Genomic DNA, 26,144 nt, shown 5'->3' with positions numbered 1-26,144 from the left:
TTTATCGCTCGGCGTAATCGCGTTTCACCGAACGGGGTTAGCAATGTCGGCTGGAGTACCGAGGTCACTCTGTCGACATACTTCGTACGACAGGCCAGCCGGCGTCTCTGCATCGGAAAGCTCCGTGGGTTCGTCGAGATGCAGTTTTAAGATGCGGAGCACCTCGGCAACTGTGTCAGGGTGGCTTTGCAAACGCCGATGCGTTGTCGCCACAATGCGCTCGCTATCGGCACCCTGATGACGAGCACTCACGACTGGCACGACCCCATCTGCTGGTCCACCATTGAGCATCATCCGCCCGTTTCCGATCACTGAATGTAGTCGGACATGGGGCGCAAGTGGCAGTCGTCGCATCACTTGAAGCGTCGGATCGGTCGGCTTCAACATATGAATGCTGGTGGGGATCTGCCTGGCATAGAACGGGGTGATCGCCTCTCGATTACCCGCGAGAAAGTGGTTGTATTCGTCAGAACGGTCGTGGGATCGTTTCACAAGATGAGAGGCGAGTTGACCGATCCACTCGTCTGCAATGGGTGAGCCACCATGCGGGGTGCCAATGAAAATAGCTCGTTGGACAAAGGGTGATGACTCGAAGAAAAACAAGTCCGTGAGATAATCGTGCATCTGCTGATCCGTCTTCAGCGATGTGATAGGACGATTTGCAAAAGACTCCCAAAGATTGGAGCCGCTATTGACGACCTGTAACTTCGTCAGCAATCCCCCCATGCTGTGACCGATCACGACACTGCGTTTCAATGCAGGGTCGCCTGTCTGTTCGGTGAATGATGCAATCGCATCGCCACATTCGCGTCTCAGCTCGGCAGCGGAGCTAAGAAACGGACGGCCTGTTGGATAGCCAAACAACCAAATCTGGTAACGGGAATTGAACCAATCGGTCATGCGGAGTTCGTTGATCAACCCATTCCAAGTGCGCGGATCCGACGCCAACCCGTGTACCAGGACCAGTGGAATTTTACCGGGCTGGTAGGGCTCGAGCATGATCAATTGGCCATTTCGTTGCATCCGATCAGGATGCATGAAGCCCTCGTAATTCAGATGGGGTGTATTGTTGCTCAGCCAAGCAATGGGTGCCGAGAGATCGCCTGCCAAAGGAGTTTCGCCTCCCGCGTCCCTAGGCAGTTCCGAGTGAACCAGTGGATTAAAAACCTCGAGGACTCGGTCGGGAGCTGTTTCGGAAGATTCTTGGTCACCGTCAACTGGTAGCTCCCGCAACATCACCGTTGCTGCAAACGGCATTTGAGGAATCATGAATCGCTCTTGCTCAGCTCGAGACCGTAGCACGACGAGGGGCACTCCCCAACCCGATCGTTTGTGCTGGCAGGTCAAATGGTCATCATGATATTTGCCCACAGGCAACCACTGATTAAAGTCTTCGGCCGTCCACGCGAATCCGTGGTAGACAATAGGAATCGACACGTCACCATTTGCAGTATTCAAATGAATGCCGTTGACTGGATCGAGCTGTCCGAATCGCTGAGCTGATTCAATGAACCCACGCAGGCTTTCGTGGTACATCGCGGCGGCCGCATTTCGCTGTTCGGCATCGGTGAGCGAGACGTCAGTCGTGGTTGCCCAGGCCAGACGATTGGCAATCAGGAAACGCTCAGTGCAACGCGGATCCGAGTCAGCATGGAGCTGCTGCGCATCCGCAAGCTCACGCTTGATCACCTCGATCGGTTCGTGCGCAGCGAGTGTGTCGGCCAGCTGATCCGCTATACCGACAGCAGTTGAGCGAGACGTCGCATTTTTGAGAGATCGTGTCGGAAGCCACGTCGGTCGGCAACCAACCAGCAAGCACGCGGCAAAAACAACGGCGAGACCGACAGGTACGAGTCGATTTCGATTCTCGATATTGCTGAGTGCAGTAGGGGTTTGGACGACCATGTCTTCTCTGCTCGAAACGTTTCTTCACTGCAATCGATCCAACGATTGCCAGTCCCAGCCAGTTCCATCGGGCTTGGAAAAAAGCCATGAGACCCGTGGATGATGCGAAACTAGAGAAATTCGGCGGCCAGGGAAAGATGGAATGAGTGCGGGCCAGCATCCTGGATGCATGACCGGGTTGGTGGCAGGGATTGGGCTCGGCTTGAAGTTACAATCAGGAGCGTGCAGCCTGGAGGTCACACTCCGGATGGTTCCTTTGAAGCATCTCCGCAAGCGAGCCCGACAGAGGCATCCGAGCAGATAACTGATGAAACGCCAGACGATTCAAAGAAGGCGAAAAAACGAACTCGCCTATCACGCTGGAGCGGCGGCGCTCCGCTGGTAAAAACAGTCGTTGCCAGTCTTCGCACGTGCGCTCACCTATCTGAGTAACAATGCGAAGCGGATGAAATACGCCGAGGATCGCACGTCTGGTCATCGATCACGACGTTGGCCGTGGAATTGACTCAAACGCAAATTAATAACCGGATCAAAGGCACTGAGAGATCAAAGGCACTGAGAGATCAAAGGCACTAAGAGATCAAAGCCACCGAGAAATGCTGGCGAGACAAGTCGCTCGAACCGCTACCGCGACTCAACGTCAACGACCGAAGCGAAACATACGATCGGGAGACTTTTGGGGAACGCAGATGTGTCCGCGACGATGGCTTTCGCCACCGCCGCCGTCAGCTCACAAACCAGGGAGTCTAGCAATCACTGTCATGCCGCCCTCAACGAATCAGACGCATACGCTGAAAATTAGGGGTGAATGGCACCGGGGTCGGCCATGGATGGGGCCAAAAAATCGCCAGTGCCTTGCCCACTAACAGGTCCCGCGGCACGAAGGCGGCGTTGGCGAAGCGGTAAGAGTCAGGATCCACGCTTCGATCCGCCCCGTAACGCAGTTTGGTCCCTGCCCAGCATCTCGCGTCCAGGCTCTCTGGGCTGTTGTCGCCCATGGGGAAAAACTGATCTTCGCCAATCGGAAAGGTGACTCGGCGCCGGGTTGCCCAGCCGGGGAATTCGTCCCAGACCTTGGGTTCTGCCATGACCGCCTGAATTTCTTCGACACGTACGTTGGCTCCCGCATACTCGTTGAGCGACGCCATGTCATAGTCCAACATCTGGTTGCCATCGGTCGTGGCGATGTAGTACTTGTCGCGATCGATCGTAACGCGATGCAGCGTGGCAGAGCCACCTTGGACCGCGATCCCCACGGGCGCTGCATCTCTCGGATCGCCAGGACCGTTGTAGACCGGCCGCACGTCTTCGGGCTGTAAGAAGCTGGAAAGATCGTAGGTTGTCGGGCCATCAAAGGCGACAACGTCCCCATCGACCCACAATAGCAATTGGTTGTCACAATTGCTGAAGCGGATGGAATGACGGCTGCCCGCAACGACATCCGTGGTGGCAGTGGGGTTCACGGCACCCTGGCGGGCGCCGGCATCAAAGGCACCCGGACGAGGTTGACCATCGTTGATTGTCAGTTGAGCCTTGCCTGTCGCCAAATCAAATTCGCAGCGAAACTGCACCCCCGCCTCGACGATTTCCAACGTCAGTGATTCCGTACCCGTCGCGATTTCCACATCGGCTTGTACGATCAAATCGCCCACCCAGTGTGCGCCATCGCCGGCATATCCTGATCCTCCGTAGTGGAGATGATTACGAAACTGATCGAGACTCGCGCCAGAATCGTAACTCGGGCGAAACACACCCCCGCTGCGAGAACTCCCCAGCAATCTCTGCACCCGCGAGGTGCCCGCTGCCGATGGTTTGAGGTCATACACGCGATCGGCATCGACGAACAAATAGGCGTCGTACGCATAGAAATCCGTGATTAAACGTGATTGGTATGGATCCACTCCCGCTAACGAGAGACCTTTCTGGGCGTTATCCCACTGATCTTGGGTCGGCCACCGATGAAAGTACCGCAGCCATTGAGCGGTTTCGGCGGGGGCGTCGACCTTCGCAACTAAACCGGTTTCCGAATGCTCCACCGCCCACGAGTCCGTGGGAGGACTCGTCGCGCCGGGGCTCCATGGTTGCAGTCGGGTGGGATAGTCGGCATCGATCAGAGCCGCAGGTTGGTGGTCCGAGTCGTACACCATGCTCTTCATCGCCAGCAGCTTTTCGGGTGGCTTGCGCAAGATTTCTCCCAGCGGATCGCCAGGTTTCCCCACGGTTGGCTCGGCATCTTCTGGTGGTGTGCCCGGCTGCGCATAGATATCGCCGTGCATGATCGTTAAGGTCTCATTCGGAAGTCCGACGAGCCGCTTGATGTAGTTTTGTTTCGGGTTGATCGGGACCTTGAATACGATCACGTCCCAACGTTCGGGATCGCCTAACGCGTAGGCAAACTTGCTAACGAGAATTCGGTCGCCGCTGAAGGTAGCGTCCCCCGAATTGTTTTTTAGATCCAACGGATAAACGTAGCGGCAATTGGGACAGATGCCACCGACAACCACGTGCTCGGTCGCGTCATTGCGATTCTCGAGGCTCGCCCCGATCGGGAATTCTTGGCCACACTCGGGGCAGAAAACGTCTTTGTGGGCCCCCATTAGAGCCGGTGCCATCGAACCGGTCGGAATCACGAACGCTTCGGCGATAAACGCCCGGAACAGCAGCGCCAGAACGAATGCAACCACAATCGCTTCGGCGGTTTCTCGCAGTCCCTGGACACGAAATACGGCCGCACGCTGCTGCAACAGCGGCATCGCATCCCACTGCTCCTGAGGAGTGGGATCAGTCGTCTTTTCGGTCGCGGCAGCGGTAGGTTGAGGCATATCGAATCAAAACACGGAAGTCAGAAGTGGCCGCATGCAGAAACGTGTCTGATCGCGGATCGCCGTACAGTGTAGCGATTCTACCCCGCGGGGCAGTACCTCGAAATGCTGGGCACTTTGGCGGTCAGCTGACAAGGATCCAGCGGTCGAGCCGATTTCGCAAAGTTTTTTGATTGGGAGGCCGATAAGGATGCCATGGCTGCCTTTTCGTCCACCATCCACGTGAGTTCGCAGGTCCCGATCACCGCGGGTGAGGTTGTCGTCACCGTTCCCGGCCTGCTGGCTGGACGGCAAAGCATGCGACGGCTCGACGGTCGCCTGCAAGAAGTCGGCTACCGAACGCAACATTGGCACTACCGGAGCCTCCGCGGGTCGATGGTCCACCATGCCGCGCGGCTCAGTGAAGACCTGTGTGAGTTGGCGGAATCCTCACAGGTTTGCCGGATCCATCTGGTCACGCACTCCATGGGTAGCGTGATCGCCAGAGCGGCGATCCATAAATCGGGACTCGAGCGTCGATGGGCCGCCAAGGCCGGCCGGATCGTGATGATGGCGCCGCCCAACGGCGGATCGCGGTTAACACGGATTCCACTCGGCCCGTTTGCGTCCTCATTCCCCCAGCTCTGTGAATTGTCCGAAGCGCCCGACAGCTATGTCCGACAACTGCCGTCGCTGCAGCACATGTCGGTGGGCGTGATCGCTGCCGAACGTGATTTCGTGGTCACCGTCGAAGCGACCCACCTGCCGGGCCAACGTGATCACGCGGTTCTGCCGACGACTCACCAGCGGTTGATATCGCATCCCGAGGCCATCGAGATGTCAATGAGGTTTTTAAAAAGTGAGCATTTCGCGAGGAATTCGACCACGACCTCGGTGCGATATTCCACTCGACAATGTCGCATCGACCGCGCTGCAGCCTAGCCTTCGGAGCAGATTTCTGCACCTCCTTTGACGCTCAGCCTGCTCTCTCAAATTATTGAAACGCTCGCTTCCGCAGAACGGTAGGGGCATGCCGCGGAACAGCCAACTGCCGCTGCCAGTTGTTTTCCGGAAGGGACAAGTTCATTAAACTGATGCCGCTGTCCATCGAAAATATGACACCGATGAGGGCTACTGCACGCTGGTACTCGCGTGGGGCCGGAGGGCGGTTCATGGACGTTCCGAATCCGTGGTCTCCCTCTCTTGGCTGATTATGAGGCAGGAACTGACAGCACGAGACCAGACCCGCGACCTTCGGGACGTCGATTTATCCACGACAATTCTATTGACATTGGAATTCTACTGAGAAAACTCATGGCGGCGTCAAATTTGCAAACCAAGATAAGCAGCGGCATTTCAGCGCTGGACGATATCCTTCATGGGGGATTGATTTCCGATCGGATGTATTTGATCGAAGGGATGCCTGGTACTGGTAAAACCACCCTGGCACTGCAATTCTTGCTAGAGGGAGCCCGCCAAGGCGACCGGGGACTCTATGTCACGCTCTCGGAAACCAAGGAGGAACTCGAAGGCGTCGCCCAGTCGCACGGATGGTCGCTTAACAATGTCGACATCCACGAATTGGTAGGCAACGACGGCGGTGATTCAGCACGCTTGCAGTACACGATGTTCGAGCCAGCGGAGATCGAGCTCGGCACGACCGTTGACGCCGTTTTGGAACGAGTCAATCAACTGCAACCTAAACGGGTTATTTTCGATTCGCTGTCAGAAATGCGTTTGCTGTCTCAAGGATCGCTTCGTTACCGCCGACAAATACTCGCGCTCAAGCAATTCTTCGTAGGACGCGGCTGCACCGTACTTTTACTGGACGACTATTCGGGGACCGACGACCAACACTTACAAAGCATCGCCCATGGTGTCATCCGGTTAGAACATCTGCTGTCGGACTATGGCGGCGAGCGGCGACGTTTGAGAATCATCAAGCATCGCGGAACAGGATTTATAGGGGGGGCTCACGACGTGCGCCTCGTTCGAGGAGGCTTAAAGGTATATCCGCGTGAAGTGCCCCCTGACACACATGCCACTGTCGAGACGTCTCTGATTGATAGTGGAAACCGAGAATTTGATGAATTACTCGGAGGCGGTCTCAACGCCGGCACGAGTGCCCTGCTGCTCGGCCCCGCTGGTGTGGGGAAATCATCCATGGCCTTGCAATTCGCCATTTCGGCTGCCAAACGAAACGAACGCTCGGTTTTGTTTCAGTTTGAGGAAAGCAGGCAGTCCTTGTTCGCTCGTGCCGAAGGTTTGGGTTTTGATTTACAAAAGCACTTCGACGAAGGCCTGATTCAAATCATCAATTTGAGTCCAGGTGAAATAACTCCGAGCGAATTTGCTTGCTTGGTCCGTGACACAATACAACTTGATAATCACGGACGCCACGTTGGTATCGTCGCGATCGACAGCATCAATGGCTACCTCAACTCCATGCCACATGAAAAGTTCTTGATTATTCAAATGCATGAGATGCTACAATTCCTTGGTGAGCGGGGCATTCTAACACTAGTCGTCGTCGCCCAACATGGAATGTTGGGACAAACGATGGCCACTCCCGTCGACGCCAGTTACCTGGCAGACTCCGTGGTACTTTTTCGATATTTCGAGGCAAGAGGTGAAATTCGACAGGCAATTTCAGTTCTCAAGAAGCGAACGGGACGGCACGAACGAACGATTCGTGAATTCAAGCTCAGCAGCCGCGGCATTGAAATTGGTCCGCCCCTGAATAAGTTCTCAGGCATTCTGACCGGTGTACCTGTTTTCACCGGCGAGCACGAGGCGTTGATCGAAAAAGAGAATCGTTGATGGAGTCACTCAGAAAGGCCATCAATGACGACCTCACGTGGCACGCCCGTCCCTCGGATGACGCCCATAACCAACGTGTTGTCACCTACGCTCCAACACAGCAAGATGCAGAGCTTTGTCGTAAAATATTGCGAAGCAACCATATTGAAGTTTGTTGCTGTAGCGAGATGGCTTCGTTTGTTCACACGATCTCCGAAGGTGCTGGAATCGCGTTGATCGCGCAAGAGCACCTCTCTGAGGCGGCAATTACCCTGCTGAAGGAATCACTCGACCGGCAGCCCAAGTGGTCCGAGGTGCCGATACTTGTTCTGTTGCAGGCCGGCGAAGTTGGAGCGGATACGTTACAGCGAATTTTGACACTCGACGACGTCACATTGATCAACCGTCCGCTACGAATTGCGGTGTTCATCAGCACGGTGCGGGCCAAACTGCGGGACCGCATGCGACAGTTCGAACTCCGTGACCTCCTCCACGAAAAGGATATCGCTCAACTAAGCTTAAGTCGTGAAGCCCACCGTCTGGACATGGCAATCCAGGCTGGGGGGATGGCGGCATGGGAGTGGAGCGCGACAGACATGTATTGGTCTGCCGCGTTCCGGCGACTCTACGGATTTGACGACTCGATCCGACCGAGCGCAGCGACGATGTTCGATTCGGTTATTGATGAAGACCGGGATCGCATCGTTTCCCAATGGACTGGTGCTGTCGAGAGAGACGAGCCATTTCGCAGCGAATTCCGCATTGATCACCCAACATTGGGGAACCGGTGGTTGGTGGCTGTTGCCGAACCAGTCAAGACGGGGGCGGGACGAACTCTGCGATATGCGGGACTACAATGGGACATGACCGAAAGCAAAATGGCGGAGCTGGAACTGCGGCAATCTCACGAGACATTTCAGCGATTAATCACAGACAATCCGCAGGGCTTGTACGTTGTCGACGCCGATTTGAGAGTTCGGTACGTCAGCAAAGGCGCACGGAGCGCATTCGCGAACGTGAATCCATTGATCGGACGACGTCTCGAGGAGGTCATGAATATCATGTGGCCCCAAGATTTTGCTCAGGAGGCAGTTCGACTTTTCAGACAAACCTTGAAGACTGGCGAACCCTACTTCGCACCGCCATTAGTCGAACGTCGAGTCGATACGAACGACGTCGAAGCATACGATTGGTCGATCGAGAGGTTTGTTTTGCCGGACAATCGACACGGAGTCGTGTGCTACTTTTACAACAACACACAAAGACAACAGTCGGCCGACTTGCTTCGCGAAAGTGAACGCTACTTTCGGGAGATTGCAGACGCCTCGCCAGCGATGCTGTGGGTCACCGACGTGGAACACCTGTGTACATTTTTGTCAAAAAGTTGGTACGACACGACCGGTCAAACCAAGGAAGAGGGCATGGGACTTGGGTGGACGCTCGCCACACATCCAGACGACCAACAGAGAGCTGGCGAAGAGTTTCTGGCTGCAGCGAACGCTCGTCAAGCATTCTGGTCTGAATATCGACTGCGGTTGGCAGATGGAAACTATCGCTGGGTCGTTGATGTGGGCCGACCACGCTTTGATGCCGGCGGAAACTTCGCTGGCTACACCGGTTATGTTATCGACGTCAATGATCGCAAGGTGTTCGAAGAGTCACTGAAAATGGCAAAGGAGTTAGCGGAGAATGCGAACCGCTCTCGCGGAGAATTTCTTGCTAATATGTCGCATGAAATACGCACACCAATGGCGGCGATCCTTGGTCACGCAGACATCTTGAAGGACCACCTCAACGATCCAGACAACCTGCAAGTCGTTGAAACCATTCGCCGCAACGGCAACTTCTTGCTCAATATCATCAATGATATTTTGGACTTGTCAAAGATTGATTCAGGCAAGATGCAAATGGAAGCCGAACTCGTGCGTCCAGATGGCCTGCTTGCCGAAGTCCGCTCGCTGATGGATGTCAGGGCATCTGAGAAACAGATCCCACTTACGATTGAGTTCGGAGGTCCCATTCCTGAGTTGATCGAGACGGACGCAGTGCGACTTCGGCAGATATTGCTGAACCTCGTGGGCAACGCAATCAAATTCACAGACGCTGGCGAGGTTCGAGTGATTTGTCGATATGAGCCGAGTGGCACGCTCAGCCAAGACGAGTTGCTCGCCGATGGTTTGGCCAGATCCTTTCAGGCGTCGGATTCTTCAGGGCAACTGCCGTGGGAAACTCATTTGTGCCGACTTACCTTTGAAATCATTGATACTGGCATCGGCATCTCCGCAGAGAATCAGCAAACGCTTTTTCAACCATTCGTCCAAGCCGACAATACCTCAACGCGGTCCTTTGGAGGCACCGGCTTGGGGCTGGCGATTTGTCGTCGCCTGGCCTCTGCACTCGGCGGCAATGTCTCGCTGGAAAGCGAGTTTGGAAAAGGGAGCAAATTCACGCTCGTCATCCAGACGAAGGCGCGGGGGCCGCTCGTGGAACCAAACTTGTCGATTGATGTTACTGCGGAACAACCCGATGAGGATCTCTCATTGACCGCCCATGTCTTGGTCGTCGACGATCGACGCGACATTCGTTATCTCGCCCAGCACTTCATCGAAAAAGCGGGTGGCACCGTCTGCACTGCGACGAATGGCCAAGAGGCCCTCGACTTCATCTCCAACCGCAAATCGCCCCACGTCGATCTGATCGTCATGGACATGCAGATGCCAGTCATGGATGGGTATGAAGCCACTGCTGAACTGCGACGACGTGGCTGCACGCTGCCGATCATTGCGCTAACTGCTAACGCTATGAATAGCGATCGAGAGGAGTGCCTGGCCGCCGGCTGCACGGACTACACGACGAAACCCCTCGATAGCAAACTTTTAGTACGCAAGATCAGCAACTCTTTAGCGGAAAATCACTCGTGACTACATCATCCGAATTAGCTGAGCCAGCGCGATTAACGTTGAATTTTTACCGCGTCGTTGGTCGGATCAACCGTCAATATGGCTTTGGCGACTGCTCGCTCTCGCGATCCTAACGTCGGTGCGTCCAACCGAAAAAGGTGTAACGCTCCGCTCGGATCCTATTGCTGTCGGCAAGTTCAGCATCGTACAGTTCACCGTCCTGCCACTTGATCGACATCGCTTCGCTGATTTGTGTGGCTAACTTCTGCGAAAACTCACTAGGATCGATATCAATAGCAGCGAGGTCGACAATCCCCGGTAACACGTCGGCGTGCGGTGAAACCCGCAGCAGTAAGCTGCCGTGCTGCAAAACTCCGCCATGCACGCGGCGTTGGGCGCTGCCGAGTACTTTGTACCCACCGCAGATAAGATCCTCATCCGTTCGTCGTTGAAAGCACAGAAACGCCTCCGCTGGAGTCTTGGCAATAGTACGCAATCCTGTGGGGGATGTTGGCGGCAGGCTGGACCGGACGCCTCGCGTGGTGCTGCTGACTACCGCATCGCGGTAGGACGATGCAGACACTCCCACGTCTTTTAGTGCATCGACGACGCATTGATGTACGATTCTGTAAACGCTTTCTCGTCCACCCGGCCCGGTGTCAGTCAGGGGCAGAGAAAGCGAATAGGTCAATTCGTGATGGTGCATGATTGCACCTCCCCCGGTTGACCGGCGAACGATGTCAACGGGCGCATCCGACCACCCGCTCGCACCCGAGATAGGCTGAAAGTAACCCAGCGACAAAGTCGGTCGGCTCCAAGCATAAAACCGCAGCGTCGGTGGTGCCGTCGAATGAGCGACGGCCGTCACAATCGCTTCGTCGACCGACATGTTGGTCGCGCCGTCAAATTCGGACAACGCCAGCAAACGTCCTGTACTGCTCACGAGGCAGCATCGTTCGCTGACGGGTCACTCCAGTGTAGGATGGGACGGCGGGCCGCACCGACGTCATCGGGCCGACTGATCCTGGTCGAATGCGGTGCCTCATGAACCATGTCCCCTTCCTCATCGGTGATCCGAAACAAGGCCTCGACAAAGGCGTCGAGTGTCTGTTTGCTCTCCGTCTCGGTCGGCTCGACCATCACGGCCTCATCCACGACGAGTGGGAAGTAAACCGTCGGTGCGTGGAATCCATAGTCTAAAATTCGCTTCGCCAGATCCATTGCTGAAATCTTCTTGTCCTTCTTGAGGCGAGATGCCGAGGCGACGAACTCGTGCATGCAGCGATCTCCGTGGGGCACATCCAAGAAATGCTTGACCTGGCTGAGCAGATAATTCGCACTGAGCACCGCGTCTTCGCTGACACGCCGCAATCCGTCGCCACCGTAGGTCCGCAAGTAGATGTAAGCACGCACTAAAACGCCGGTATTGCCAAAGAAGCTACGCACCCGTCCGATCGAATCCTGTGTGGGCTCCGAGAGCCCATAGGTCCACTTCGTTTGACCATCCTCCGTTTCGAGCTCCTGCCGCGTGACCAGCGGCGCGGGTAAGAATTTCGTCAAGAAATCACGTACGCAGATGGGGCCCGCTCCAGGTCCGCCACCACCGTGTGGACCGGAGAATGTCTTGTGAGGGTTGTAGTGCATTAAGTCAGCACCGAAATCGCCCGGCCGGCTGATTCCTAGAATCGCATTCATATTCGCGCCATCGAGATAAATCAGTGCACCGGCATCATGCACCATCTGGTTCATCTTCTCGATATTGCGGTCAAACAGCCCGAGCGTGTTCGGATTGGTGAGCATGAACACAGCTGTGTTTTCATCGAGCTTCGCAGCCAAATCGTCGAGATCGACCAAGCCGTCGGAGTTGCTCTTAACCGTTTTCGTTTGGAATCCAGCCATCTGCGCACTGGCGGGATTGGTGCCGTGGGCGGAGTCCGCAGTCAGCACAATATTTCGCTTGCTACCGATGCTGCGAAAATAGGCTTCGGCCACGAGCAACGCTGTCAATTCGCCATGCGCCCCCGCAGCCGGCTGGAGTGATACTCCCGGCAGCCCACTGATCTCGGCAAACATTTCCTGCAATTCATAGAGGAGTTGCAGTAACCCCTGCAGGTGTGAGGGATCCTGCATCGGGTGCACGTCTGCAAACCCCGGCAACGACGCAATTCGCTCGTTGCGTTTCGGGTTGTACTTCATGGTGCAGGAACCGAGCGGATAGAAGTGCGTATCGACACTCATATTCAGTGTCGACAGACCGACAAAGTGCCGCACGACGTCGCCTTCAGCGAGCTGCGGCAGAGGTGGCGGCTCGTCCGCTAAAAATCGATCCGAGAACGCGTCGAGCGTGTTGGTCGTGGGTACATCTGGCTGTCCCAAACGATGGGCACGCCGCCCCGGACGGCTGAGTTCAAACAGGAGCTGAGTGGATTGTTGATTACGCATGGACAGGATGCAGTGGTAGGGTGGTGGTCATTGTGGCTGTCGTCGCCCAAGGGCTAAAACCTGAGGATTGCGTCGCGATCGTCAGCAGGCTGCTGTCTGCGGTGCATGGCAGAGCACCTGCGCCCAACGGTCGATCTCAGCACGTGTGCGTTTCTCAGTAACCGCGACAAGGAAACAATCGCGATACCTTTCCGGCAATCCCGTCAGCGTGCCCTCGCTGTGCAGGCCCACCATCGGATTGAGGTCGATTCCTGCGAGCAGTTCGTGGTTGCGCGCGTATTCCAGTAACTCTGCCACATCGCCGCTTCGATCGCGAACGACGAATTCCTTCAACGACGCGCTCTCGCCGACGACCTCAAATCGCTCGGATGCGGCAATTGCTTGTTTGGCATAAGCGGTTTTGGAGATGCAATGATCACTCGTTTCACGCAGCCCGTCTGGTCCGAGCAGGCTCAGATGAACGGTCGCCCGCAGAGCCAACAAGGTTTGATTGCTACAGATATTACTCGTCGCCTTTTCGCGCCGAATGTGTTGTTCTCGGGTTTGCAGCGTCAGCACCCAACAACGTTTCCCGCGGCGGTCGGTCGTTTGCCCCGCAATGCGGCCGGGCAGACGTCGCACGAGCTCCTCGCGGCAGGCCATGACGCCGAGATAGGGTCCACCAAAGGCCAGCGGATTGCCGAGGCTCTGTCCTTCCGCGATCGCGATGTCGACACCCATGTCACCGGGGCGGCGAAGCCGACCAAGACTGACCGGATCGAACGACTCGATCGTCAGTGCACCGGCCGCTTTCGCAGCCGTCGCGATGGCTTCGACGTCCTCGAGTCCGCCGATGAAATTGGGATGTTGGACCAGCACACATGCCGTTTGGTCATCGATCGCATCGATGATGCTCGATGAACACCCGCTCTCGTCCGAGGCCACCACCACGATTTCGGCGTCAATATTCCGTAGGTACGCAGCGAGAATTTCCCGATACTGGGGATGAACGACATCACTTGTGATGACTTTGTTGCGGCCGCGTTGCATCGCCAGTGCCATCAAAACGGCTTCAGTCGCTGCCGAGCCCCCGTCATACAAGCTCGCGTTACTGACCCCGAGTCCGGTCAACTGCGTGATCAGTGTCTCATACTCGAACATCACCTGCAGATTGCCCTGGCTGACCTCCGCTTGATAGGGTGTGTAAGAGGTGTAGTACTCACCACGCGAGGCGATCTCGTCGACGACAGCAGGGATAAAGTGGTCATAGGCGCCCCCACCCAGGAAGCACACATGCGAGTTCGCGTTCGCGTTAAGGGCCGCCAAGCGTGTTAGCTCAGCGGTCAGTTCCATCTCATTGATCGAGGGCGGCAAATCCAATTGACGCTGGAGCTGGACAGACTGCGGGACCTGCGCATCGATAATCTCATTGATATCAGCTGCACCGATCGCTTCGAGCATCTCGCGACGGTCGTTGTCGGTATGAAATAAATAGGACATTTGGATGGCAACCTTTTCGAACAGGGGTCTGACCCTTTTCGACGACTAAAGTGACGATGCAAAACTCGCGTGCTTCTTAAAAAGGGTCAGACCCCTCTTCAAACAGGTCTTAGCCCGCTTGAGCGCACTGTTTTTCGTATGCGGCGTGATCCATCAGCGTTTCCGCGGGCTCGCCATCAAGTTTCACTTTGATAATCCAGCCAAAATCGTACGGGTCGTCGTTGAGCCCCTCGAGGTTGTCCGGCAAATCGCTGTGAACGGCAATCACTTCGCCCGCGACTGGGCTGTATAGCGGGCTCACCGCTTTGACCGATTCCACTTCCCCAAACTCATCGCCGATCGCGAGTTTCCGACCGACTTCGGGGAGGTCCATGTAGACGAGATCGTTGAGCGCTTCGATGGCAAATTTTGAAATGCCGATCGTGGCAATCCGATCACCATTCTCTTCAGCAACATCGACCCATTCATGGGACTCGGCATATCGCAGTTGTTTCACGTCGCGTGGCATGGGGCTTCCTCAATACTGAACAAAAATGGGAGTGGGACGAGTGGAGACGAGGACGGGGAGGGAATTCGAAACGAAAGCGGCTAAATCGACGCTGCGGCCAAGCGTGTCGAAACGTTGACTCTGCCGTCTCGCGACGGTAGCTGCCTGGGTGCGATGATCCTGTTATTTTGGCGATGACGTCACTTTCACTGCGCACGCCGATAAAACGGCAGTTTGGTGGGCTGCGCCGCGACGGCGCGGCCCCGAATATCAATTTGAAATCCAGGGTCGTGGGCGTGGTCGCGATCGATCATTGCCATCGCGATCGGAACTCCGAGTGTGGGCGACGGACCACCGCTGGTGACGACGCCGATCTTCTTACCGGCCGCATCGAGCACATCGCAACCTTCGCGAGCGGGACGTTTGCCTTCTGGTAGCAGACCGATTCGCGTCAGCGGACTGCCTTCGCGTTTGATCCGCTGTAGAGCCTTGTCACCAATGAACGAGCGGTCAGCGAGGTTGACTGCGAACGACAGTCCGACAGACAGCGGATCAACCGTTTCGCTCAGCTCGTGTCCGTAGAGAGGCATCCCAGCTTCCATTCGCAAGGTATCACGAGCCCCCAAACCGGCGGCGATAAAATTCGAATCGCGTCCTGCCAGTAAAATATTTTCCCATACCCGATTGGCTTCTTCAGCTCTGACGATCAGTTCCAAGCCATCCTCGCCCGTGTATCCCGTGCGGCTAACGATGACGGGCTTGGCAAACTGATCAGTGATCCGGGCCTGATAGTTCTTCAGGCGAGTCGGATCGAATCGCAGGAGCTTCTTGCAGGTCTCCATCGCGAGCGGACCCTGGACAGCGATCATTGCTGTGAGCTCAGTTCGATCCGACATCGTGACCGTCGGGAACTCGGACAGCAGTGGTGTCAGCCACTGGATGATTTTTTCCCGGTTGGACGCATTGACGACGAGTAAATGGAATCGTCGTTCCGAAGGCGTTTCCAGATGGGAGATGAGCACATCGTCGAGCACACCACCCTCGGCGTTGCAGATCATCGAATATCGCACGCCACCCACGGGCAAATCGCTGACACGGCGTGTCAGCACGTGGTCAAGGAACTCAGCCGCACCGTCGCCGTCGAACCGCAAGCGTCCCATGTGGGAAACGTCAAATAACGCCGCCCGCATCCGACAGGCTTCGTGTTCGGCCACGATGCCATCGCCATATTGGATGGGCATTTCATACCCGGCGAAAGGCACCATCTTGGCACCGGCGCTGCGGTGCCAAGAATCCAGCGGCGTTTGAGCAAGTCCAACAGGCGCGGACGGTTCGTGCGATGCAGGGGCGGATGAGTGCGTCATGAGCGAATGCGTTGGCACGGTGATCCCACGCTCGGCACAGAACGTGCGCCGAGACAGGAACGCCGGGATTTTTGAGTTGAAAAAGATCAGTGACAGCGAACGGGTTCGCCTAGCATGAGTTTAACCATCACTCGTCGACAGACTAGCCCCCGCGAACGAAACGAATGGTCGATATTGTCACCACACTCGCTCGCGCGGGATTGCGTCGTGCAACGTCCCACCCACCGTTTTGCGACGGTGGAAACATTCCCATGCCTTCGACGCTCAGCGGCGACTATCCCTCGCTCAGCGGCGACTATCCCTCGCTCAGCGGCGACTATCCCTCGCCCAGCGGCGACTATTCCTCGGTGACTCGCACCGTGGTCATCGTGTCGCCTTGTTTGATGGAATCCACCACGTCTTGGCCTTCGATCACTTTGCCGAACACACTGTGGCGACCATCGAGGTGCGGCGTGGCCACGTGGGTGATGAAAAACTGCGAGCCATTCGTATTGGGCCCTGCATTGGCCATCGAAAGCACGCCTGGGCCGTCGTGGCGAAGTTCGGCGTCGAACTCGTCCTCAAATTGGTACCCAGGACCTCCTGTCCCCGTGCCTTGAGGGCATCCACCTTGAATCATGAAATCAGGAATCACGCGGTGAAATTTCAGACCGTCGTAAAACTTTTTCTCGCAGAGCGTTTCAAAGTTCCCGACCGTTTTCGGTGTCTTGTCTGCAAAAAGTTCGACTTTGATGGTGCCGCGGTTGGTGTCGAAGGTTGCCACTTTCATCGTGCTATTTCGGTTAATTTGGGGAGGGATAGATGTCAGGTCAGAGCAGGACCATACAACACATGCAGGGAGGGATCAATGAGCGGGCGCAGGCTCGTTAACCAGCTCCACGGTCTTTTTCGTGGCCTGTTTCTGCCGGCTCGTCGCTCGGCTTTTCCGCAGTGCCTTGATCCACCTCTGCGTCGGAAGTCTCCGACGTTGATTCGAGACGCTTGGTCATGTCAATCGGTTGGCGACTGCCGTCGGGCCTCACAAAAAATACTTTCTCAAGGTCCCCAGCGGGGTTCATCTTCACCGACACTTGGAACGGGCCCTGTTCACTCTGGCCATCGAAAATCACATACTCGGGGTTGTTCCTGCCCTCCTCCACCGTCCCAAACACGTTCATGTTCAACGACCCGATCTCACCCACCTGTTCCCTGAGCTCGACCATCTGATTCATATCCTTACGGATGGGATCAAACATGAAGCCGCCGTAATTCTGAACGGCATAGAGGCCGGTGCCGCAGCAGATGAGGAGGGTGAGAAACCCACCTCCGATCAAGGCCGCGATCACCTTCACCCAGATGCGGCGTTTTTTCTTTGGCGGCGATGCTGTGCCGTCAGGGGTGAATGTCGAGGCGTCCGTGTCGCGTTGAAAAGGGTCCTGGGACATATCGCCCGGTCGTCCGTAGTAAATAGAGTGGAGTTGAGTAAATCCTCTCCCTCATCATCCAACTTTGCGAGCGGTCTGTCGATACGAGACGAACAAACGATTCAAGCTGCCGTCCAATTTTCAGCTGATCGCTACCGCCAGACGCTCGCGCGGGAGCCACTGGAATCTCGCATACCCGAAGGCGCATCCCGCATCGCAGCATTCGAACGCATTGAGCCCATGGTTTCCGCTTGAGGGGTAGCCGAAGAATAACGGCCGCTCGAAACGACCGAGGGAGGTGCCCACAGCGGTGTCGCGGGTTCCTGCGTACGATTCACCGAGAGCGGACGTTCGATCAAGGCGTCCGCGACCTGTCCGCTCGTGGGCGACACCCCTGCGGGCACTGTTTCGTTCTCAACGGCTGCATTGCGACCAACAGCGCGGCGATGGTACCAGCTCCCACCGGCATTGGACTCGGCAAGACGCCCGCGATCATTCGACACGACGAGGTTGTTTTGCAGGTCATCGGTGCCGCCGCGTTGCTGCGTGCTGGCGGCCACCAATGCCGATGCAGGCGCGAGCTTGTCGGGTTGCTCACGTGTCGCCAGGTTTCGGGCAGGTTGCCGCGATGCGACCGCAGTCGCAGGCACAGTGGCGGGACGAACATCGACCTTAACAAATTTCTCTACTGAGCCACTGCCCGCTTCGACCCAGTTCAGCCAGTACTCCTGGAGTTCGGCCAGCGATTCGTAGCCATAGTGCTTTTGCACGTTCGCTGTCCAGGATGGACGCTGCATGTAATCTTGGAGGAATCCAATAAATGTTTGCGGACCTTGTTGTTCAATCAGGAATCGGCAAACCGAATAGCCCTGGGCGTACATCGGCAGCACATCCTGTGGATATTCCGTCAGTAGGAACAAACGGTTCATGGCAATGCCCCGCCGCGATGCCAAGAACTCTCGGAGTTTCGTCTCGTGCTTGGCACGCTCGGAGGCGTGTTCGACAGTGGTGCAGATGCCTTCGTCGGCCCAACGTGGCAGCGGTCGACCGAAGTAGGTCGCCAACACCGTGTGGGTGACTTCGTGAGGCAGCACGCTGTCGAGTATTCGCTCGGGGGTGCCGATGACTTCCATTTGGAAATCACGCACCGGGGCAGGATTGTAGGTGGTCACTCCCTGAGCAGCGAGATTGGCCCCCGCAACGACGCGGACAGGACAAGGCGTCGGCCACGGAGGAAGCGTCGAACCGGTCCAGTAGGTTGCCAATTCGTCGCGGAAACGCTCCGCCGCGTCACCAACCTGCCGAGCCAGTTGAGGCGTGGGCGCTTCCACTAAAAAGTTTCGCGTCCGAAAGTTTGCCGCGTCGGATACAGCCGCGTTCAACGCGAGAGCTGCCAGTACGGCACTGAGCACAAACAGACGTGCGAAAGGTTGCCGGGCGCAGTCAGAGTTCGTGCGTTTGAACGTGGCATCCATGCCATGGGTCTCCGTCGTTGCGATGGTTCAGCCGGGCGAGTGAGTCGTTCACCCCAAGCGGCGCGAGAGGCCAGTCTAGGCAGATTGGTTCAAGTACCGATACCCAGAAAATAACACCGTAAAAAGCCGATTTTGAGCGAGCTCGCACCTGCAAAGGTGGGGGAGAACCAACACTTTCAAAGGCTCGATCGCCACCATCGAACAGCAAAAAGTGGTGCCAGCGTCGCTGCATCGCCGCCCTGAATCCTAGCAATACCATGAGTTCGGTACCGATGTACACCGACGAGCCAAGTTCTGCTTGCCTCCGTCTGATTCAGGTCGCGGTGTTGATTCAGGTCACGGTGTTCTGACACTGAGCCGTAGCAGCGAACTCGGATACGTTCCGAATCGTTGTTTCTGCGATTTGAGTGAGTGCTTCTTGGGTGAAGAACGCCTGATGACTCGTAATCAGGACGTTGGGGAACGTCAGCAACCGTGACAGCGTGTCGTCAGAGATCACTCGGTTGGACAAGTCTTCGAAAAACACGTCGCCTTCTTCTTCATAAACGTCGAGTCCCAGTCGACCAATCTTGCCACTTTTCAGCCCAGCGATCACGGCCTTGGTATCGACGACCGCGCCTCTGGAGGTGTTGATGATCGTGACACCCGGCTTCATCCGCTCGACGGCATGGTGATCGACCAAATGATGCGTTTGGGGAGTGAGCGGGCAGTGGAGTGAAATGACGTCGGTGCAGCCGAGGAACTCTTCCAGCTCGAGATACTTCATGCCGATTTGCTCGCAGGTTGGATTGCGATGGACGTCCAAGCCGACCAGGCGGCATCCGAACCCATGCATAATCTTGGCGAACTCGCAGCCAATCTTGCCTGTTCCAACGACCCCGACGGTGCGACCATGCAGGTCAAAACCAAGTAAGCCGTCCAGTGTGAAGTTGCCGTCTCGTGTCCTGCCGTAAGCGCGATGGACATTGCGGTTGAGTGTCAGCAGCAGTGCAACGGCGAACTCGGCCACGGCGTGCGGCGAATATTGCGGCACCCGGACCACAGTAAAACCACGATCCTTGGCGGCGGGCAGGTCGACGTTGTTGAACCCGGCGCAGCGGAGGGCGATCAACTTGATGCCGGCTTGCGAGAGCACCTCCAAAACTTCGCTGTCTAGTTGATCATTGACGAACGCACACACAGCATCATGCCCATGAGCCAACATCGCTGTGCTGGATGTTAGACGAGTTTCAAGGAACGCCAGCCGATGATCGGTTGACTCCGCGGCAGCGGATAGGAATTCGCGATCATAGGGCTTGGTGCTGTAAACGATAATCTTCATCGACGATCTCAGCAGGATGAGCAGAATGGAATGAATCCGAATTAGGATCAGTGGGACGGGAGACACCGGAGCAGGTATTGCGCCGAACAGAACCTTAGCTAGCATGATGACAGGAACTCATCAGCGGTGCGTGCCCCCACTGCTTGCTAAAAATCAGCGTGATCGCTGGCTGCGCATGCAAACTTTCCGTCGCTGCCGGATCGGCCTCCGGGACTCGGAACGGTTGGTGACGTCCGCCGGGATTACCGCTGCGACACCGATTGTCTGGCCAGGCGGATTGTTCCTTAGCGGGGCTCTGACATGATGGCTCAATCGCGGTCTGGTATGATGTGCACCTCGGGGTCTCATGCTGTCAAAACGAAATGCTTTCAAACCTTCCATGAATCAGCTTCACACAGTCTGCCGTCACCGTGGTCCGCTCGCAACGGCCACGTTTTTGCTATCAACGGCCACGTTTTTGCTATCAGTGATCGTCGGTGCAATAGCGTCTGCGGAAGAACGACCCAACATCCTGTTCATCTTCACTGACGACCAGAACTACAAAACGCTGTCTTGTTACCCTGAGTCACCTGATTGGGTCAGCACTCCTAACATCGATGCTTTGGCAGCACAGGGGATTCGCTTCGAAAGAACCTATTTTGGTGCTTGGTGCATGCCGTCTCGCGCCAGTTTCCTGACCGGGCGGCTGCAGCATGGAATCCAGTCGATGCGGATGGAGGGTACGTACCCTCGTTGCGTCTATGACCCTCAACAATGTCGCTTCTGGCCCGCAGAATTGCGTAAGAACGGGTACCACACCGCACAAATTGGCAAATGGCACACTGGAATTGATACGGGCAACGGTCGCGACTGGGATCACCAGATTGTCTGGAATCGGCCCGGTCAACCTGAGAACGCGGGCAACTATTTCTATGATCAAATCGTGACGTTCAACGGTGTTGATCAGCAAGTGGACGGTTACTCAACGGACAACTACACCAACTGGGCCGTGGAATACCTTCAAGGCGAAAATCGGGATACTAGTAAACCGTGGTATCTGTGGCTGTGCTACGGAGCCATCCATGGGCCAACGACTCCCGCCGATCGTCATGAGGGAGCCCTCGCCGGAGAGAACGCGCCTCTCCCAGCGGACATTTTTGGGCCCTGGCCGCAGAAACCAAAGTATCTCGCCGACATTGCTTCCTGGCAGCGTGGTGCAGATGGGCAAGCTTACCGTCGCCAGAAAGACTACGACGCCAGCAACTTCAATACGAACACCGCCGGTCAGTCCTATGATGACTGGGTTCAACAGTCCAACGAGTGCGCGATGGCAATTGACGAAGGTGTCGGACGGTTGATGGCGACGCTGCGTGAGACTGGTCAACTTGATAACACGCTGATCGTGTTCGCCGCCGATCAGGGATTCGCTCTCGGCGAACATGGGATGAACAATAAGGTTGCACCGTATGACGCAGCATTGGCTTCGCCGATGATTATTGTTCACGCGGAGAAAATACCCCAAGGCAAAGTTTGCCAGCATCCCGTCAACGCTCCCGACGTTGTCCGATTGCTGGCCGATACGGCCAAGATTGAAATCCCCTGGAGAACCGATGGCCGGGACATTCGTCCCCTGATCACTGCCCCAGAGACGACCGACTGGAATCACCCAATGCTGATGACGCACACGGGACGAAAATACGGTTCCGACACAGACACGATGCCAGCCCAGGCGGCCCTCATGGAAGTCGGTGGAATCCCCTGGTATGTCCTGCTGCGATCAGGCAAATACAAGTACATTCGCCACATGGTCGCTGGCGAGATCGAAGAGATCTATGACCTCCAGGAGGATCCCGAAGAACTCGTTAACCTGGCACTGCGTGATGAACATCAAACGCTCTTAACATCGCTCCGCGCAATGGCCTTGGCCGAACTGAGGCGCACCGACGCCAAATTCATTGACGCCCTTCCGCCGACAGCTGCGATGGTGAACGAAGGGGCTTCTACTTTGAAACCTTAGGCTGAAAAACTCGCAGGTTGTCAAACTCGATCACCGATCCGTTAACGGTAAACCCGAACTGTGTCTTGGTGGGATGCGCGATGCCAGGTGATTTTAATTGGATCACCATCTCGCCGTCGAGGAACACGTTCATCGACTCACCCTCGATCCGTACTCGGAGTTGATGCCACTTCTTCGGCTGAATGTCAACATCGGCGGCGGCACGCGTTCTCGCCAGCAGGGCATCCAATGCAGCCTTCGATTGCTTCGCCAACGCAGGATTCTTCCGCTGCTCGCGGACTTCCAAATTCATACTGCCTGTTTTATCGTCGCCTGCAATCAACCGTTTCGGAAAGACGGACACTCGACAGATGTGGCCGGCATGGACCGATTTTTCGTTCTTGTCATCAATCACGAAGTTGAAACTCTTGCCGCCATGGAAGCGAAAGTCAAACGAAATGTCGATGTCGTCAAAGTTCACTTCGGTGCGGATCACTGATCCGTGATCGTCTCGAACTTGCTTGCCGACTAAGACGCTATCCCTGACTGTCCAACCTGCTTGCATCGCGTGACCCGTCCTGTAGTTTTTGCCGGGCTCGCTACGGCCGGAAAAGTCGTCCTCGAAATGCAGATCCCAATCGTGCTGCTGGGCGCGAGAGCCCCTGTTGCCTGCTACTGCATCCCGCTCAGGACTCGTTTCTGCCGGGAATTGCGTCGACTCACTCCCGCTGTGGGCATCGGCATGGCCACGTTCGGTGTTGGGAGGATCCGATGCGCGAGTTTGCGATGCCAATGCCACGACAAAGAGCAACAGGGAGGTGAAAATCAATTTCATAGCGCTGAGATGCTTGAAGGAGATCATGCGATTGGATTTTTTCCATGGGAATTTGTGCAGATTACAATCGAGGTCGTTTTTATCTTATGCTGCCGTCACACCTCAGGTGTGAGACGAACGCACTCTCTCCGAATTTCAGAAGTGAAGACCGCACATGGACCGCCGCAATTTTGCGATGTTAGCATCAGGACTCACCGCGACCGCACTCACTGCTCAAGGACAACCGGCAGCGCGTCCGTTCGAGGTAGCGATCATCGGCAGTACGGGACGCGGAGACTACGGACATGGTTTGGATACCGTTTGGCAGCGAATACCGCGCACTGAGATCGTCTCGGTCGCTGACGTCAACGACGAAGGCAGAACACGAGAAATTGCGAAGTTGAAGCTCCCTGAAGCGGCGGGATATCGGGATTACCGTGAGATGTTGGCGAAAGTCCAACCGGACATTGTCGCAGTTTGCCCGCGTTATTTGGACCAGCACAGTGACATGATCTTGTCTGCCATCGAGTTCGGCGCGAAAGGGATCTACGTCGAAAAGCCGTTTGTCCGAGCCCCCGCCGAGGCTGATCAAGTGCGCGCGGCCAGCCAAGCCCAAAATGTTCGCATTGCCGTCGCCCACCGCAATCGATATCACCCAACATTGAATGTCATTGGGGGCCTTCTGCGAGACGGCCGGATTGGCAAATTGCTTGAAATTCGAGGGCGTGGAAAAGGAGATCGACGTGGCGGCTGCGAGGATCTTTGGGTTCTTGGTTCACACGTATTGAACATGATCACCGCGCTCGCCGGCCCACCCCGCACTTGCTCGGCCGTGCTACTTCAAGATGGACGACCGGCGACCAGCGAAGATATCTTCCAAGGTGCTGAGGGCTTAGGTCCCTTAGCTGGAAATCAACTCCATGCGAGGTTTCTGCTTGCCAGCGGAGTCGTCGCGTTTTTTGATTCAGTTGCCAACGATGGAACACAGAATCAAGGGTTTGGCTTGCAATTGATCGGTAGCGAAGGCACCATCGCGATCCAGGCTGACCGCAACCCGTTGGCGTTTTTGCGGCCCGGCAATCCGTTTGCCACAATCGACAAGTCCGCGGGTTGGTTGCCGATTACCAGTGCCGGGGTCAACGTCCCTGAACCAGACCCCGCTGCCATTCGCCGCGTCCAACACCATGATGCGGCCGCCGAAGACTTGATCGATGCCATTGAAAATAATCGAGAACCACTCTGTGACGCTGCCGATGCGTCCTTGACCATTGAGATGATCTGCGCCGTTTTTGAGTCACATCGGCAAGGTGGTATGAATGTGGCGTTTCCACTGGTTCAACGCGACCATCCCCTGCGCCAGGGATGATGCGAGTGACGATCCAGTTTTCTCGTGGGCAACTCCATCGCAATGCATTTTTTAGAGGATCGCCGTGGCATCCGAGATCAGCAGTTCCGTTACCGAGCAACAGCTGGCGGGCGATGCATCCGCTCTCCCTGGTTGTCACCGCTAGCCCGTTGAGGGCGGTCTTATTCAAGCGAGAATGTCTTCAACGACAGAGCCGTGCACGTCTGTGAGACGGAAGCGACGGCCTTGGTACTTGAAGTTCAGTCGTTCGTGGTCGATGCCCATCAAGTGCAGGAGCGTGGCGTTGAAATCGTGGACGTGAACGGGATTTTCTACATTGTTGTACCCAAATTCGTCCGTTGCGCCGTACGTGATTCCCGATTTCACTCCACCGCCCGCCATCCACGTGGTGAAGCATCGGGGATGGTGATCACGACCGTAATTATTCGGTTTGAGTGTGCCTTGGGAGTAGGGGGTACGACCGAACTCGCCACCCCAGATCACGAGGGTGTCGTCGAGCAGGCCACGCTGCTTGAGATCTTTGACGAGAGCAGCGGATGCTTGGTCAGTCTCTTTAGCCTGTTCGGCAATCTGTTTAGGCAAGTTGGAGTGCTGGTCCCAGCCTTGATGGTATACCTGGATAAAACGCACATCTCGCTCAGCCAAACGCCTGGCTAAGAGACAATTGGCGGCGAAGGTTCCCGGTTGGCGTGCGTCTTCACCATAGGCGGCGAAGGTCGATTCAGGTTCATCAGAAAAGTTAGCGGCGTCGGGTACACTGGTCTGCATGCGGTACGCCATCTCGTACTGTGCGATCCGCGACTCAATCTCAGGATCGAGTTCCTGTCCAAATTGATGCTGATTCAGCTTACCGATCACATCCAATTGAGCCCGCCGCCGATTGGCCGACACGCCTGGAGGATTTGACAAATACAGCACCGGATCGGCGCCACCGCGAAACTGAATCCCTTGATGGCGTGAATCCAGAAACCCGCTCCCCCAGAGCCGTGAGTACAGCGGCTGCCCACCTTGATTGGCCGAGACCAGCACGATAAATGACGGCAGGTCCTTGTTCTCGCTGCCAAGTCCGTACGACAGCCATGCCCCCAATGATGGCCGGCCCGCAATCTGGGAGCCCGTCTGAAAGAATGTGATTGCAGGATCGTGATTGATTGCTTCGGTGTACATCGATTTGATGAAGCACACATCATCGACAATTTCACGGTGATGCGGCAGGAGCTCACTGAGCCAGGCGCCCGACTGACCGTGCTGAGCAAACTTGAACTGCGACCCAGCCAGCGGCAACGATGACTGGTTGGCCGACATGCCGGTTAGTCGCTGTTCACCCCGGACCGAATCCGGTAATTCCTTCCCATGCTGTTCATTGAGCAGTGGTTTGTAATCGAATAGATCATGCTGGGCAGGTCCTCCCGACTGACATAGATAGATCACGCGTTTGGCTCGCGGAGCAAAATGCAGTCCCTCGTTACGCGATGGGGCCGCGGAACTGGGGCTTGCGTAGCCCGTGCTTCGCATCAGGTTTGCAAGGGCAGCTACGCCAATTCCCGCTGCGCCACTACGAAAAAAATGCCGCCGGTTGATAGCCGTTTGATCGGTACAGTGATTGCGCATGT

The 26,144-nt window shown here is 56.1% G+C and carries 18 protein-coding genes; 5 read left to right on the top strand and 13 right to left on the bottom strand.

All coding sequences use genetic code 11. From position 1 onward, the window contains the following. Positions 1 to 24: 24 nt before the first annotated feature. Both Poly21_RS20890 and lepB read right to left on the bottom strand, forming a co-directional pair. Entirely contained in the window at positions 25 to 1,905 is a 1,881-nt protein-coding gene (locus tag Poly21_RS20890; protein WP_146409007.1) for an esterase/lipase family protein, read from the bottom strand. 770 nt (positions 1,906 to 2,675) lie between these two features. After that, positions 2,676 to 4,727: a signal peptidase I gene (gene lepB, locus Poly21_RS20885; RefSeq protein WP_146409006.1), complete on the bottom strand. Its 2,052-nt coding sequence runs from the start codon at positions 4,725 to 4,727 to the stop codon at positions 2,676 to 2,678. A 195-nt stretch (positions 4,728 to 4,922) separates the two neighbouring features. Between lepB and Poly21_RS20880 the strand changes: the two genes are divergently transcribed. The 3 genes from Poly21_RS20880 (at position 4,923) to Poly21_RS20870 (ending at position 10,426) form a co-directional block, all read left to right on the top strand. Continuing rightward, positions 4,923 to 5,648 (top strand): esterase/lipase family protein, encoded by a 726-nt coding sequence (locus tag Poly21_RS20880; RefSeq protein ID WP_146409005.1) that lies wholly within the window; start codon positions 4,923 to 4,925, stop codon positions 5,646 to 5,648. 372 nt (positions 5,649 to 6,020) lie between these two features. After that, positions 6,021 to 7,526: an ATPase domain-containing protein gene (locus tag Poly21_RS20875; protein WP_146409004.1), complete on the top strand. Its 1,506-nt coding sequence runs from the start codon at positions 6,021 to 6,023 to the stop codon at positions 7,524 to 7,526. Then, positions 7,526 to 10,426, top strand: coding sequence for a response regulator (locus Poly21_RS20870; protein ID WP_146409003.1), 2,901 nt, complete (start codon positions 7,526 to 7,528; stop codon positions 10,424 to 10,426). The genes Poly21_RS20875 and Poly21_RS20870 overlap by 1 nt, the downstream gene beginning before the upstream one ends. Before the next feature lie 109 nt (positions 10,427 to 10,535). On the opposite strand, the gene Poly21_RS20865 is transcribed toward Poly21_RS20870, so the two are convergent. The 9 genes from Poly21_RS20865 to Poly21_RS20825 all read right to left on the bottom strand — a co-directional run bounded on the left by Poly21_RS20865 (position 10,536) and on the right by Poly21_RS20825 (position 20,376). Next, the gene (locus tag Poly21_RS20865; RefSeq protein ID WP_302119964.1) at positions 10,536 to 11,348 is read right to left on the bottom strand and encodes a lipoate--protein ligase family protein; all 813 of its coding nucleotides are present in this window, start codon (positions 11,346 to 11,348) and stop codon (positions 10,536 to 10,538) included. Beyond that, positions 11,345 to 12,847: an aminomethyl-transferring glycine dehydrogenase subunit GcvPB gene (gcvPB, locus tag Poly21_RS20860; protein ID WP_146409002.1), complete on the bottom strand. Its 1,503-nt coding sequence runs from the start codon at positions 12,845 to 12,847 to the stop codon at positions 11,345 to 11,347. Before gcvPB ends, Poly21_RS20865 begins: the two co-directional genes overlap by 4 nt. Before the next feature lie 81 nt (positions 12,848 to 12,928). Continuing rightward, entirely contained in the window at positions 12,929 to 14,326 is a 1,398-nt protein-coding gene (gene gcvPA, locus Poly21_RS20855) for an aminomethyl-transferring glycine dehydrogenase subunit GcvPA (RefSeq protein WP_146409001.1), read from the bottom strand. A gap of 109 nt (positions 14,327 to 14,435) precedes the next feature. Further along, on the bottom strand, positions 14,436 to 14,834 hold the full coding sequence (gcvH, locus tag Poly21_RS20850; protein ID WP_146409000.1) for a glycine cleavage system protein GcvH: 399 nt from the start codon (positions 14,832 to 14,834) through the stop codon (positions 14,436 to 14,438). 185 nt (positions 14,835 to 15,019) lie between these two features. Beyond that, positions 15,020 to 16,177 (bottom strand): glycine cleavage system aminomethyltransferase GcvT, encoded by a 1,158-nt coding sequence (gene gcvT / locus Poly21_RS20845; protein WP_146408999.1) that lies wholly within the window; start codon positions 16,175 to 16,177, stop codon positions 15,020 to 15,022. 337 nt (positions 16,178 to 16,514) lie between these two features. After that, on the bottom strand, positions 16,515 to 16,946 hold the full coding sequence (locus tag Poly21_RS20840; RefSeq protein ID WP_146408998.1) for a peptidylprolyl isomerase: 432 nt from the start codon (positions 16,944 to 16,946) through the stop codon (positions 16,515 to 16,517). 97 nt (positions 16,947 to 17,043) lie between these two features. Next, positions 17,044 to 17,601: a hypothetical protein gene (locus tag Poly21_RS20835; RefSeq protein ID WP_146408997.1), complete on the bottom strand. Its 558-nt coding sequence runs from the start codon at positions 17,599 to 17,601 to the stop codon at positions 17,044 to 17,046. Positions 17,602 to 17,732: 131 nt separating this feature from the next. Then, positions 17,733 to 19,055: a hypothetical protein gene (locus tag Poly21_RS20830; protein ID WP_302119957.1), complete on the bottom strand. Its 1,323-nt coding sequence runs from the start codon at positions 19,053 to 19,055 to the stop codon at positions 17,733 to 17,735. Between the two features lie 331 nt (positions 19,056 to 19,386). Further along, positions 19,387 to 20,376 carry a 2-hydroxyacid dehydrogenase gene (locus Poly21_RS20825; protein ID WP_146408996.1) on the bottom strand — a complete coding sequence of 330 codons (990 nt, stop codon included), beginning with the start codon at positions 20,374 to 20,376 and terminating at the stop codon, positions 19,387 to 19,389. Positions 20,377 to 20,755: 379 nt separating this feature from the next. Between Poly21_RS20825 and Poly21_RS20820 the strand changes: the two genes are divergently transcribed. Next, positions 20,756 to 22,372: a sulfatase-like hydrolase/transferase gene (locus Poly21_RS20820; RefSeq protein ID WP_146408995.1), complete on the top strand. Its 1,617-nt coding sequence runs from the start codon at positions 20,756 to 20,758 to the stop codon at positions 22,370 to 22,372. On the opposite strand, the gene Poly21_RS20815 is transcribed toward Poly21_RS20820, so the two are convergent. After that, positions 22,356 to 23,186, bottom strand: a complete 831-nt coding sequence (locus tag Poly21_RS20815) for a 3-keto-alpha-glucoside-1,2-lyase-like domain-containing protein (RefSeq protein WP_302119955.1) — start codon at positions 23,184 to 23,186, stop codon at positions 22,356 to 22,358. The genes Poly21_RS20820 and Poly21_RS20815 overlap by 17 nt on opposite strands. 154 nt (positions 23,187 to 23,340) lie before the next feature. Between Poly21_RS20815 and Poly21_RS20810 the strand changes: the two genes are divergently transcribed. Continuing rightward, the gene (locus tag Poly21_RS20810) at positions 23,341 to 24,531 is read left to right on the top strand and encodes a Gfo/Idh/MocA family protein (protein ID WP_146408993.1); all 1,191 of its coding nucleotides are present in this window, start codon (positions 23,341 to 23,343) and stop codon (positions 24,529 to 24,531) included. A 165-nt stretch (positions 24,532 to 24,696) separates the two neighbouring features. Here the strand turns inward: Poly21_RS20810 and Poly21_RS20805 are convergent, their stop codons facing one another. Then, the gene (locus Poly21_RS20805) at positions 24,697 to 26,142 is read right to left on the bottom strand and encodes a DUF1501 domain-containing protein (protein ID WP_146408992.1); all 1,446 of its coding nucleotides are present in this window, start codon (positions 26,140 to 26,142) and stop codon (positions 24,697 to 24,699) included. Between the last annotated feature and the right edge of the window lie 2 nt (positions 26,143 to 26,144).

The organism is Allorhodopirellula heiligendammensis (assembly GCF_007860105.1).
GTDB lineage: Bacteria > Planctomycetota > Planctomycetia > Pirellulales > Pirellulaceae > Rhodopirellula > Rhodopirellula heiligendammensis.
This window is presented reverse-complemented; position numbering and strand designations above follow the sequence as displayed.